Source organism: Pseudoalteromonas sp. SG41-5 (assembly GCF_014164495.1).
In the GTDB taxonomy this organism is placed as follows: Bacteria; Pseudomonadota; Gammaproteobacteria; order Enterobacterales; family Alteromonadaceae; genus Pseudoalteromonas; species Pseudoalteromonas rhizosphaerae.
Window position 1 is genome coordinate 22228 of record NZ_JACJFH010000011.1, and the last position, 13590, is coordinate 35817.

Annotated in this window: 12 protein-coding genes; 1 reads left to right on the forward strand and 11 read right to left on the reverse strand. The window is 39.5% G+C overall.

Annotated elements, in window-relative coordinates; translation table 11 throughout:
• Positions 1–14 precede the first annotated feature (14 nt).
• From H5232_RS04805 to H5232_RS04850, 10 genes are all read right to left on the reverse strand, one after another.
• Positions 15–1772 (reverse strand): DEAD/DEAH box helicase, encoded by a 1758-nt coding sequence (locus tag H5232_RS04805; protein ID WP_182740007.1) that lies wholly within the window; start codon positions 1770–1772, stop codon positions 15–17.
• Between the two features lie 82 nt (positions 1773–1854).
• Positions 1855–2157: an H-NS family nucleoid-associated regulatory protein gene (locus H5232_RS04810; protein ID WP_149982916.1), complete on the reverse strand. Its 303-nt coding sequence runs from the start codon at positions 2155–2157 to the stop codon at positions 1855–1857.
• Positions 2158–2464: 307 nt separating this feature from the next.
• Positions 2465–3235, reverse strand: a complete 771-nt coding sequence (locus H5232_RS04815) for a hypothetical protein (RefSeq protein ID WP_182784861.1) — start codon at positions 3233–3235, stop codon at positions 2465–2467.
• A 253-nt stretch (positions 3236–3488) separates the two neighbouring features.
• Positions 3489–4043 (reverse strand): DUF1439 domain-containing protein, encoded by a 555-nt coding sequence (locus H5232_RS04820; RefSeq protein WP_182830596.1) that lies wholly within the window; start codon positions 4041–4043, stop codon positions 3489–3491.
• 95 nt (positions 4044–4138) lie between these two features.
• The gene (locus H5232_RS04825) at positions 4139–6823 is read right to left on the reverse strand and encodes a DUF349 domain-containing protein (RefSeq protein ID WP_182717937.1); all 2685 of its coding nucleotides are present in this window, start codon (positions 6821–6823) and stop codon (positions 4139–4141) included.
• Positions 6813–7094, reverse strand: coding sequence for a YeaC family protein (locus H5232_RS04830; protein WP_016707757.1), 282 nt, complete (start codon positions 7092–7094; stop codon positions 6813–6815). The genes H5232_RS04825 and H5232_RS04830 overlap by 11 nt, the downstream gene beginning before the upstream one ends.
• Before the next feature lies 1 nt (position 7095).
• On the reverse strand, positions 7096–7422 hold the full coding sequence (locus H5232_RS04835; RefSeq protein WP_149982912.1) for a hypothetical protein: 327 nt from the start codon (positions 7420–7422) through the stop codon (positions 7096–7098).
• Between the two features lie 181 nt (positions 7423–7603).
• Positions 7604–9109 carry a sodium:alanine symporter family protein gene (locus H5232_RS04840; RefSeq protein ID WP_182717936.1) on the reverse strand — a complete coding sequence of 502 codons (1506 nt, stop codon included), beginning with the start codon at positions 9107–9109 and terminating at the stop codon, positions 7604–7606.
• Positions 9110–9478: 369 nt separating this feature from the next.
• A complete protein-coding gene (locus H5232_RS04845; protein WP_149982910.1) occupies positions 9479–10609 on the reverse strand; it encodes a carboxypeptidase family protein in 1131 nt (376 codons plus the stop codon).
• Between the two features lie 209 nt (positions 10610–10818).
• Positions 10819–12261, reverse strand: coding sequence for a glyceraldehyde-3-phosphate dehydrogenase (locus H5232_RS04850; protein ID WP_145241596.1), 1443 nt, complete (start codon positions 12259–12261; stop codon positions 10819–10821).
• A 176-nt stretch (positions 12262–12437) separates the two neighbouring features.
• On the opposite strand from H5232_RS04850, the gene H5232_RS04855 reads away from it, so the two are divergent.
• On the forward strand, positions 12438–13238 hold the full coding sequence (locus H5232_RS04855; RefSeq protein WP_149982909.1) for a DUF2989 domain-containing protein: 801 nt from the start codon (positions 12438–12440) through the stop codon (positions 13236–13238).
• Positions 13239–13296: 58 nt separating this feature from the next.
• Here the strand turns inward: H5232_RS04855 and ihfA are convergent, their stop codons facing one another.
• Entirely contained in the window at positions 13297–13590 is a 294-nt protein-coding gene (gene ihfA / locus H5232_RS04860) for an integration host factor subunit alpha (RefSeq protein WP_016707763.1), read from the reverse strand.

Consider the following 13590-nt stretch of genomic DNA (forward strand, 5'->3'; position numbering starts at 1 on the left):
ATCAGTTAAGCTTATTAATAGCTTAGCTGATTTGCCTTTCTGAAGTTACCTTGATAATCAAATAGTTTATCGGCAACCTTCCAGCCATATTTTTTACTCTTTCTAGCAATAACAAAATCCGGTGCAACAAGCTGCATCTGTCCAGCAATAACTTGTCCAGCTGACTTATATTCTGTGGGTGTTTGACCATTAGCAGTACGCTGAGCAAATTGTTTATTAAACGCATAACGGGCGCCGGACTTTGAGAAATCATAAATTTCATCGCAACTAGCACCATCTTCATCATAATAAGTAACTTTAATAATATGTTCGTTATTTGCAAGGCTAACAACACTTAAACCACTGCAACGTAATACCAATGCATCTTTTAAATTTAATGCAGCACGTAGTTTATCATCAGGATCAGCCATTACCTCATGGCAAGACTGGCACTGACGTGCGGCAATATCATTTTGCGCACCACACGCTTCACATTCTTTAAAGCGAAAACGGTAATCACATTGCTCTTTTGAGCCATCATCATCTTCGAGTAAACCTTGGCAGCGACGGCCAAAATGCTCAATCACTTTACCTTGTGTATCGGTTTTTCCCCAAAATATATTGGCAAAACCACAACCCGGGCAAAGTACTTGTACAGGCTCGTTATCACTATCGCCTTTTTTACTTCCTACTTCGGGGTAAAATAAGTCAAAGCCATTACCTGCATAATCAATTACCAAACACTCGGTTTTCCCTTCGCTTAAACGCAGGCCTCGACCAACAATTTGTTGGTATAAACTAACCGACTCTGTCGGGCGTAAAATAGCAATAAAATCAACATGAGGCGCATCAAACCCGGTGGTGAGCACCGATACATTGACTAAATACTTTAGTCGGCGCTGCTTAAATTCCAAAATAATACGGTCACGTTCAGCGTTAGGAGTATCCCCGGTGATCAAAGCCGTTTGTTGTTCAGGCAAATAACCATAGACTTCTTTTGCATGCAATACGGTCGCAGCAAAAATCATGATCCCTTGGCGTTGCTCGCTGTACTGAATAACTTGCTGCATAATAGCTTTGGTTGCTCTGCTATGCTTTTCTAGCAACTGGTTCATATCATCGGCTGTATAGCGTCCGAAGGAATCACTTTGTAAAGAAGAAAAATCATAATGACTGATCGCCGCATCCACTTCCTTTGGCGCAGTCAAATAATGATGCTTGATCATATAACGCAGGGGTAGTTCAAAAATACATTCTCGAAATGGACTCGCTTTATCGCCTCGAACAAAACCATGATAATGGCGATAATAAACCCAGCCCATTCCCATACGATAAGGCGTAGCGGTAAGTCCAAGTACTTTTAACTGCGGATTATATGCTTTTAGCGCAACGATCACTTTTTGGTACTGGCTATCTTGCTCACCACTGACACGGTGACATTCATCTATGATCACTAACGAATAATGTTCGTTAAGTTGCTCAAGATTGCGTGACAGCGATTGGATACTGGCAAACGTTACTTGATGTAGCAATGACTTTTGTTTTAAACCCGCAGAAAAAATACTCGCCTGAAGGCCAAAGCTTTTATATTTTTCAGCATTTTGCTCAACAAGCTCTTTGACATGGGCAAGTACTAAAATTTTCTTTCTGGCAATTCGCGCTAACTCAGCGATCACCAAGCTTTTACCTGCACCCGTAGGTAATACAATTAAAGCAGGATCTGAGGTTTTACGAAAATGAGCGACAGTGCGATCAACCGCTTCTTGTTGATAGGGTCGTAGTACATACGTCATAGTGGCAACTTCGAAGGGGTCAACAAATAATGGGGGAATAACTATTTTATAAATAAAGAGGGGGTATATACCCCCTACAGTATTAAGCTAAGTGGTCGGTAAGTTCAACACCTTGGAATGCTTTAGGGCGTTTACCACGGCCAGTCCATTCAACAATTTCACCCTCAAACTCAATACGGTATTTAGGCATTACTTTTGTGCGTTTATCGTTGGCACCGTCTTGAAGATCATCAAGAGTAAGACCTTTTGCTTTTAACAGATCAAGTACTTCTTGTTTCGCTTGCTGCTGCTGCGTATATTTTGCAATCGCATCGCCAAGTAATGCCTGTGCTTTTTCTAAGTCTGATAGACTCGCTGATTTAATAAAAGCTTTAACTTCTTTCATTTTTTACTCACTAAGTTGTAAAGTTATAAATTAGATATGATTCAACTAAATTATAAGCCTATTCTTTAAAATAGGCCAAGCTGATTAAGCAGTTTTTAAGGATTTTATTTAAACTAAGATTAATCAATAAGATTAGTATAGTCATTTATTAAAGTTAAGTGGTTTATTATTCACTTTATCAGCGCTGAAAAATATACTTAACATGCTTAATTAACATAAATAGTATGTAATCGCTTTATTTTAAAACGAACGTTCATCTCAATATTTTCGCAATTACATAAATTCATTTGATCACTTTATAATACAACTACATCGACGTTATTAGCGTTTTAAACCGCCCCGCTAAACCAATATCATTAATGTTTTTTTCAAGACCAATAGAATAGGATTGCTTTTGGTCAGCCCAAGATAAACTCGTGTACACATTATCGCTATTGTCTTTAAGTACATAAAGGACCCCAGGGTTGCTATTTACATAATAATTCACCGCGTCCGCATCAATATATACGCCACTGCTTTGACTAAAACTAAACATTTTTATAATCACAGTACCAAACGTATCATTCTTGACAATCTGAGTTAACTGATCCCAACCGCTACCGGCAATAAAATTTCCGCCAACGGTTTTACTCATAACAGTAAATTCTTGTTGCAACAATATATTATCTAAAGCAACTGTGTCTCCTGCAAATTGCTGCGACAAATTAGTTTGGTCTGCGGTTGATTGCGCCGCCATGATTTCAGGTTTTAAGGTGCGCAGAAATAGTTCATGGCCATTTTTGTGCTCTGCAATCACTTTTTCAATATCTTTGATCTGAGATGTGTCCACTAACGCAAAACCATTGGTTTTAGTCTCTAAAGCAAGCCGTAAATAGCCTGTATCTTGGGCAGTATTAATTTTATCATGTTCGTGCAGTTCAATTGGCGTTTCTGTAAAAGAAAACACCTGAGCGCCCTGCGGTTGCGCTGCATGTTCTGCAAGAAAAGGATTAGAATTTAAATCGGGCTCATTAGCAAAAGCTACAACCGAGAATACAGCTATCATCGTTGCACTGAATATCACGTTACATTTTTTCATAATAGGCTCTTTATCCATAAAGAAGGCAATTAAGGGTGTTTAACTAACAATCAGTATAGTCGATTAAACACATACCTTGTACCTATATAATAAAATTATTCTTTTAATTTATATCTCGATGACGGTTATAAATAGCAGCCCTTATAGCGTGTACCTCCCCTTTTAAATTAAGCAACAACCACCTTACTTATATTTAAACAGATACAAAAAAGCCCTGTACGTGCAGGGCTTCAACCATCTGAATAATATTAGTTTAAATGCTAGGTACTAATTTAATTGCGCCTTGCTCTACTTTCATATCTAAAGGTAATTTACTTAATAGCGCAACCTTAGGATCATTCATATTTAATCTATAGACTGGGTTTACAGCTAAAAATCCGTTAATAACTTTCATTGCTTCATCATCAAGCACCGCTAGGTTTCCCTTAAAACCGCCCGCGTCGATAGTTGAATCAAGCAATTTTACATTCCGTAGAAATACCGCTTTTTTCTCACTATCATAAAATGGCGCACCTTCTATTTGCAGCTTCAGACGCACTGGGTATTTAAGTGCGAAAGTATTTATAACAGCACTCGAATCTGCACCTAATACGATTACATCACGATTATCAGGGCCGACATTCACGCTTAAATCATTCACATTAAACTGTACAGGTAACCCCATCAAGCTGACTTCTTCACTAAGTTTTGGTAATTGCTGGTTAAGTGCTGTTTCAATTTCGCTGCTAGTAAATGAATAAACAGATACGCCGTTCGTGGTGTTACAAGCAGAGAGTAATAAACAGCTAATTAATAAAATATACTTCATTGTTTTTCCTTTACTATAATATTATCGTCAAAAACCAAATAAAAACAAAAGCCGCACAACGGCGGCTTTATTTAATCTGCGGCGCCCTAGATTATTTAAATGCTAAATACCGCTTTTAAACGTCCTAGTGTGTCAGCATCAACTGAACCTTGAGCCAGAGCCAATAACTGTTTTAAGTAATAATGTAGATCAGCTTGTTCACCGCGATGCTTATCGTCAAGCATTGCAACCTGCTCAGCCATACGAGGTGCTCCCTCAGGACTGGCAACATTAGCTAGAATTTCCATTCTTAACATCAGTTGCGTAATGGTTAAATGCGTATCAGCACACCCTTGCCATTGTGCAGGTATTGCTTGCTGGTTTTCAAGCGCACTAAATAAAGCGCTAAAATCAGCCTGTGCTGCTTGTTCTGTCAGCACGGCTAATTTACCATCAATGTTAGCTAATAGCTTTTGCATGCGGTTATTTAATTCTTTGCTCCCTTCAAGCACAATTAGCTTAGTGCGTAAATCTAGTAATTGCGCTTTTTGATTAACCGCTGGTAATGCGTCTTCAAGTTCACTCAACTGTGCTGCGATAACTGCGTTGTCGGCGGCTTGTTGCTGCTTATGCTGAGCAAACTCTTCACTGCGTTTGGCAAATGTCACATCGTTGCATTGACGGAATTTTTGCCATAATGCATTTTCAGCTTTTACACCCGCAAAGCCTATTCCCTGCCACTGCTGTTGCAGCTCTTTGAGCTGCTGACAAGCATCAGCTAAGTCTTCACTTACTGATAATTGCTGTGCTTGTTCAACGAGTGCATTTTTTGCTGCCGCGTTGCTTTTATGAAACGCATTCAACGCATTGAATACTTGCTGTTGCTGCGCTTTATATTGTGTTTGCAAAGCACGGTATACTTTTGGCTCTACATTACCAGCATTACGCCATACTTTATTGATACGATTGTATTGGCTTTCAAACTCTTTCCAATCAAACTCATCGCTCGTCGTATCAGTATCAGCCAATGATTTCATCTGAGTGATAATCGCTTCGCGTTCAAGTTTCGTCGTTTCGCGCTGTTGTTCAAGTTGCGCAAAATGTTCACGACATGGTGCAAATAATAGCTCTATCTTGTCATCAAACTCTTTACCTTGCGCCTGCTCTTGCTCGGTATCTAAACGTCCAAGCTCATTCCAACGACGGCGTAATGTTTTCACTTCGTTTGCGCGCGCCTTGGCATCTGTGCAAGGTTGATTGAGCAAACTGGTAATTTCAGTTAGTAGCTCTTCACGCTTAGGGGCAGACGCATACTTTTGCCAATCACGAGCATTTTCTAACTGCTGCTCAAGATCTGCTTTGACTTTTTCAAGACTTTGCTGACTAACTGGAGTTAACGTTTCATACAGCTCAATAAAGCCTTTAAACACACCAAATGCAACATTAAAACGGCCTTGTTCAATAAGGCGCTGAACATCGCGTCCTTTGCGAGTAGCTTGTTGCTGATTTTTTGTTAATGTATCACTAATAGGTGCAACAGCTTTATTCCAGCGTTGTTGTTGCTCATTTAATTGTGCTTTAAAAGGCCCTTGTAACGGCTTAGGTAACTGAGCTAAAGATGCATTCGCCGCTTTATACGTCTGCTTAAATTGGCGATTAGCCTCATCATAATTTGCTTGGTCAATATCGTCAGTGTTGATACTGCTCAATTCTTTTAATGAAGTTTTAAAAACCCTGATCGCTTCACTAAGCTCTGGTAATTTAGCTACTTGCTTAAACAAACTTGTTAATCTGCCAGTCACTTGGTTTTTTTGCCCGCCGTCTTGCAGTTCGCTTTGTGTCAGTGTTTCCTGTGCTTGTGCAACTTTAGCTTCCAACCAATCTTGTTGTATTTGCTCTGGTGTTTCTAAGCCAACTTGTAGCGCATTTTCAATTTCATCACTTAACGCTTCTAAATTTGCCAACGCCAATAATTGTCGTTGCTGCTGAGCTAACCGTTGTTGTTGCTGCTCATGAACAGCTTGTAATTGACTAACTAACTCATTTAATTTTTCGGTTAGTACGATGTATTTATTTGCAACCGTCTCGCGTTGTTCTGGATTTAACCAGGTTAGATCAAGTGCCTGCCATTGCTGGGTTAACTCACCATATTGTTGAGTAACAAGCGCATAGTCTTGTTTTTCACGTAATGCATTAAGTTTTGCCAAAATAACACGAGTATCATTTTGTACTTTTAATGGCATTTCAATTGCTAAACGCTCATTTTCTATATGCGTCTCAAGGGTTAATTTTGCCTCATCATGTGCATGCTTAACTAAGCTTTTCACTAATTGATGGGTGATCACTTGCTCAACAAGGTGCACTTGTAGTTCGCTTGAACCTTCTTTGAACGCCTTTTCAACTAACTTAGGATTAGCCAAACGTTTTAATAGCTTCGCTCTTACTTGCAGTTCTTTTTCTGCAAATGCAAGTTTTTCAAGCGTTTTTACCGGAGCAAAACGCTCTATGTATTCGTTTTTAATGTGGCTAGATAAGTTACTTTCATCACTCAGTACGGCATTTGATATATGCTGTTCTGCTAATTCTTTTAAACTTTGATCTTGTTTATACGCCTGCCACCACAGCACTAAATCATTGACTTTATTAAGCGCTTTTTTACGGATCTCTGCTGAACTATCTTCCAGAGCTAATGCATTTAAAATCGTCGCATCACGCTCTACATCTAGCTTTTCAATTGCCTCTAAACGTACTTGTTGCTTCGGGTGCTTCCACTTCGGGGTAAAAAGGTGTTTAAAGATCATGTTCACTAAACCTTGCTATTTCGTTGTCTGCGGTAAATTCTTTTTGCAATTGTGCTTTGGTTTTTTGCACCATTTCACCATTAGAACCGATGGTGAATTGCTCATTTGTTTGCGCTACTTTTGCTTGGTAAAGCATGACTAATTGCACTGTCTGCTGCTTTTGCTCGTCACTGAGTACCGTGCCATCAGGCCACTTACCTGTTGCGGCACCATACTGGAGGCGTTCGAATAATTCTGGGGTAATTGTTTTTACGAGATTATCGATGTTCATGTCATTTTTTCTTTTTTAAAGTCACTAAAATAACGCGGTTTATTAAATACCAAATACAACCGATTGCAATGGCTGCGGAGCATGCGTACCACGATGGAGTTTCAGGTTCTGGATGTAAAAAGTATAAACTAAAGAATCCACCTAAAAATATCAGTAAAGCAAAAAAAGAATGATTCATAAACATTTGTTGTTTTTGAATGCGTTTTTCGCGCGCTAGCTGTTGACGTTGTTCATCATCAAGCTGCGCTACATTATTCTCACAGTGAGGGCACTGTTGGTGTTTATCGGATATTGACTTATTACAACTAGGACAACGAACAATTGCCATATCTTTCTCCATACTTCGCATAAAAATCTACGCATAAAAAAGGCGCCTTGCGGCGCCCTTTATTGTACGTGTTTTATTTGTCGTTGTCTTTTTTCAATTGCAGCCAATAGCTGAGATCCGAAAAACAACGAGTATCTAATTTTTACAATAACCAAAACATCTCTGATTACACCACTCAATCCTATAACTGAGAGTCTTTTGATTGTTTTGCGAGACGCTTTTCCCAAAAAGTAGCGTTTTTGATCCCTAACTTAACAGGGTCAAATGTGATATCCCCGCCTTTTTTCTTCTGATCTTCGTAATCGCGCAAACATAATAGCGCAGGTCTAGCCACAAAGAATATTGATAAAATGCCCAATATATTTATCCAAGCCATTAAACCTACACCAATGTCACCAATACTCCAGATATAACCAGAGCTGTTTACCATGCCATATGACACCATAAACATAATCACAAATTTCACCATCACAAGCGGAATAGTACCTTTAAAATAACGATTTAAATATGCGATATTGGTTTCAGCAATATAATAATAAGCAAGTATTGTAGTAAAAGCGAAGAAGAACAATGCAATTCCAACAAATGCTTCACCAAAACCACCAAACACGCTGAATAAAGCCATTTGCGTGAAAGCAGCTGAACCAACTTCAGTTGCAGCATCAACGTTTTGTACAATAAATTGCCCTGCAGGTAATTCACCCACTACATTGTATTGCTGGGTAATTAAAATCATTAATGCTGTCGCAGTACAAACAAAAATAGTATCAACATAAACAGAAAAAGCTTGCACTAAACCTTGTTGGGCTGGGTGATCAACTTCAGCCGCTGCAGCTGCATGCGGTCCGGTACCTTGACCAGCTTCGTTAGAATAAATACCACGTTTTACACCCCAACCAATAGCGGCACCAAAACCGGCCTGTGCGGTAAACGCATCTGTTATGATTAAAGAGAAGATATCAGGTACTTTATCGATATTTAAAAATACCACGATTAAAGCTAATACTATGTAGCCTAACGCCATAAATGGCACCACAATTTGAGTAAAGTTAGCAATACGCTTAATACCACCGAAGATAATAAACGCTAAAACAATAAGAATAATTGCCAAAGCAACCAATTTAAAGCTACCAACTTCACCAAAACTCGTTGAGACCATAGTGCCATCACCAAACACTTGGGTAAACGCGTTGCCAACTGCATTGGCTTGCACGCCCGGCAGAAAAACACCACATGCAATAATTGCCGACACGGCAAATAAAATCGCCAGCCATTTTTGTTCTAAACAGCGATCAAAATAATATGCTGGGCCGCCGCGATATTGGCCATCTTCTTCTGTTTTATAAATTTGCCCTAATGTAGATTCGGCGTACGCGGTACTTGCCCCTAGAAAAGCCACTATCCACATCCAAAAAATAGCACCAGGGCCACCAAAGCCAATTGCTGCCGCTACACCGGCTATATTACCAACCCCTACTCGTCCAGATAACGACACAGCCAATGCTTGAAAAGATGAGATCCCTTTATCTGAGGTGTTAGGGCTAAATAGTAATTTGCACATTTCTTTAAAATGTCTAACTTGAGCAAATCGGGTTAATACAGAATAGAACAAGCCTGCGCCTAGGCATAAATAGATGAGTGCATTACTCCAAACAACATCATTAACAGCGCTTACAAAAGCTTCCATGGATATCCTCTATAGTTATATTTATTATTTTCTAGTTACGATACTCTGCTGTAGCTAATCAGAATGCGCGACATATGGCTATGGGAAATAAGGTAACAACATTACTACCTCCCCTGCAACTTTTTGAATATTAACTTAAACGATCTAAGTTTGTTAACACTTATTTTTCAAAACAACTACTTGTAAAACTTAATTAACCCTACGTGGTTTTATGCAGGTAACTTAAATATACGGCTCGAACAGAGCTTGGAAAAGATTTAAGTAACACATTAAACAAATATCATCGCTTTATTAGCGTCGCTAATGCCATTCATCGCGATTAAAAAAACTAAGGGCATCGATATGAATGATGCCCTTAGTACAAACGCGTTATCTTAATTTATCTACTACGTTAACAATCGCAGCCAAGGTGTCTTGGCCAAATTGATATGAACGGCGATCTGACCAGCCATAATCAGGATCTGGTAAACCATCGTTATCCTTAAATGGCATTTCAACCGTATAAGCAAGCGCTTTAAATTCTTCTGCAACAGCTGATGACCCCACCGTTAGATTGGCTTGACCTGGCTCATCTTTCGGGTAACCGTGGACATCTTGAAACTCAGGAGTCACTATGTGCAATGCCGCTTTAAAACTGTCTTCTAAGTCTTTTAAGCGTGCATCATAGCTTGGGATACCTTCACTACCGGCTACAAAGTTATATGGAATCGCTTCATCTCCGTGAATATCAAGGTGCATATCAACACCGGTCTCACGCATTTTATTTAGCACTAAATATACTTCTGGGCTATTTTCCATGCTGGGAGTTTGCCATTCACGATTTAAGTTAACTCCTTTTGCGTTAGTACGTAAATGCCCGCGAGCACTGCCATCAGGGTTCATGTTCGGTACGATGTAAAATACCGCTTTTGATAACAATGCTGCTGCATGTGGATCTTCATCATCTAATAACTTATGTAATACACCTTCAACAAACCATTCGGCCATCGTTTCGCCTGGATGTTGACGGGCTGTTATCCAAATAGTTTTCTTATTTTCATCACTTTCGCCACCAATGCGCAGTACGCTCATATCACGGCCATCAAGTGTTTCACCTAAGGTTTCAAGCTGACAGGCTTCTTGGCTTTGTGCCCATGTGATTAGATCTAAGTGACGCTCGTAGCTATATGGTGCAAAGTAAGCAAAATAAACACAGCCACATTCTGGCTCAATCTCAAATGATAACGTGCCATCAGCATAGTTTGAAGGAACACGAAACCAGGTTTGGCGATCATATGATGCAACTGCCTGATAACCTTCCCAGCCGTCAGGATAAGCTGAATTTTCAAGGTTATTGATATGTAATTTATGGCTTTGAAAAGGTGTTGTTTCTAAACGGAAATGGAACCACTGAAAAAAATCAGATAAATGATCTTTATTGATCTCAAGCTGAATATTAAGTGGATCGGTCGCGGCAATGACCTTGATATTGCCACTGTCAAAATTACTGGTGATTTTCATTTTATTAAACCTATATATGAAAAATTAATCGCTAACTCATCGCTTGTTAGTTAGAAATTAAATAACGCCTCACTATAATGGACGCATTGTTATTAAAATGTAGCAAACTGGATACAGCCTACCACATGGCTTGGGTTTTGAAAAAACATTCATGACTAAAAAAGCCAGCGAATGCTGGCTTTTTGTAAAGATTTTTAAGCTATTACCGATTAACGTGGCAAGCTTGGGAATGAAACCTCGGCCATATCGCGCATACAACGCACAACTTGGCAGCTGTAACCAAACTCATTATCGTACCAAACATAAAGTACAATACGGTTGTCATCAACGATAGTGGCGGTTGAATCAACTACACCCGCATAACGACTGCCGACTAAATCGGTAGACACAATCTCAGTAGAGGCCGTGTAATCAATTTGGTCGCGTAACTCTGAATGCAGAGCAGCATGGCGTAAGAACGAGTTTAACTCCTCAACCGTGGTGCTGGTCGCAAGGTTTAAGTTCAAAATAGCCAGAGACACATTCGGTGTAGGTACACGGATTGCGTTACCCGTTAATTTGCCTTCAAGTTCTGGTAATGCTTTTGAAACAGCTTTAGCTGCGCCAGTCTCAGTGATCACCATATTAAGTGCTGCGGCACGGCCACGACGATCTGCTTTGTGGTAGTTATCAATCAAATTTTGGTCATTAGTGTACGAGTGAACTGTTTCAACGTGACCATTGTTAATACCAAACTTATCATTAAGTGCTTTTAATGTTGGTGTGATTGCGTTGGTAGTACAGCTTGCTGCACAAACAATTTTATCTTCCGGTTTGATATCGTGGTTATTAACACCATATACGATGTTTTTGATATTGCCTTTCGCCGGTGCTGTTAATAGTACTTTTGCAGCGCCTTTTGATTTTAAATGTAAGCCAAGGCCAGCTTCGTCTTTCCAGATCCCCGTATTATCAACGATCAATGCGTTTTCAATACCATATGCTGTGTAGTCAATTTCATCTGGAGAGTTAGCATAGATCACCTGAATGTAGCTACCATTGGCTTTTATTGCATTACGTTCTTTATCAATGGTGATTGAACCATTAAAAGGACCATGAATTGAATCACGACGTAATAGGCTAGCACGCTTTTCAAGGTCGCCGTCTTTACCACCACGAACAACGATTGCACGTAAGCGTAAATCCGCATAAGGACCTGATTTTTCAATTAACAAACGCGCTAGTAAACGACCGATACGACCAAAACCATATAACACCACATCGCGTGGCTCTTTGGCTTGTGAGTTTACAATTTCAGCTAACTCATCGTTTAAATATTCTTCGATAGAACGACCATTTGCAACATCGTTAAATAAATAACCATAAGCCAGTTTACCAATATCGATACGGGCAGAGTTTAAATCCATTTTGCTAATAGCTTCTAAAAACGGAAAGCTTTCGCGTAAACGTAGTTTAGTACCTTCAAACTGTGCCACTGTTTTGTGAGATTTGATGATATCAATTGTACTGGCATTGACGAGAGGACGGCCATATACCGCGATTTCAATACCACGATTACGATAAAGCTTACCAATGATAGGTTGCATACTTTCTGCGTAATCTTGGCGTTCTTGCCAACTATTTGTGTATTCTAACTCGTGAGATGAGGTCATTTTATTTACCTAATTAAACAATTTTTGAACGGATAGCCATAAGACGTATTGAATTTTGAGAGCAACACGCCTCAGTGGGCTTCGCTATTCTAATTTAAACTAACTTTATTCTCCACTGTTAGAGATCAATTCATTACGCTAGAATAACAAGGTAATTATTAAGGTGAGGTTAAGGGATGTTACTAAGAGCAAGTGTTTTACTGAGTTTGTTGGCATTAACTGGGTGTGAAGAACCGTTGACACTTGCAAAGGTGTGTAAAGAAACCCCAGGTTTATGTAATGATTTAAATACCGATAGTCACTGTAAAGCACAGCGTGCTGATGTGATCATGGCGCGTTACCATGAATACAAACAACCGACTGACGATAACAAATATTTATTATTAAAGGGTTTTGAAAAATACGATAGATGCGTATCGCTGGCGGCAAAAATTGAGCATATCAAGTTAAAAGAAAAAACCACCTCACGCGTTGAAGCGCATTTAACCAGTATCAAGGAAATGACACGGTTATTTCAAGATACCAAAAATACTAACCACCCTGGGTTGTTGTATTATCACTGGTCACGCAATAATGACCAATCAGCCCTGACTAAATTACTTGCGCTTGAAAACGATCCTAGTGTCACTGAGGACGCTGAAATCCAGTTTTTCTTAGCCAGCTACTATATTAAGTTTGATGAAGATAAGACCATAGACTTACTGTATAAAACGTTAGAGCTAAACAAAGCTGAGCAAACTCCAAACCCCGAAATATTCACCACATTGACCAGTTTGTTTTATAAGCAGGAAAAATATAAGCATGCCTATACTTTTGCAAAAATTGCGCAGCTTTCTGGGATAACCAATGTTGAAATATTCCCAATTGAACAGCAGCTAACAGCAACAGGAAAAAGTCTCAGCGGATTAGATACCCTCGCACAGCAAACCTACGACAGTATTCAAGCTGGGCAGTTTGTTTCACCACGGGATTTTTAATCGCGTTCAAACTTAGTTTATAGAAAAGAAAAAGGCAGCTGACGCTGCCTTTTTTAATTTATTTGCTCGTACCAACTTCAACACGAGTTTTGAGCTTTTGACCAGGTCGAAAGGTGACGACGCGTCGTGCCGAAATAGGGATATCTTCCCCAGTTTTCGGGTTACGGCCAGGCCTTTCTTTCTTGTCACGAAGATCAAAGTTACCAAATCCAGAGAGCTTAACCTGCTCGCCTTTTTCAAGCGCTGAGCGGATTTCTTCAAAAAACGCTTCAACTAAATCTTTGGCATCCTTTTTATTGATCCCCAATTTTTCAAATAGGTGTTCAGCTATGTCGGCTTTAGTAAGCGCCAT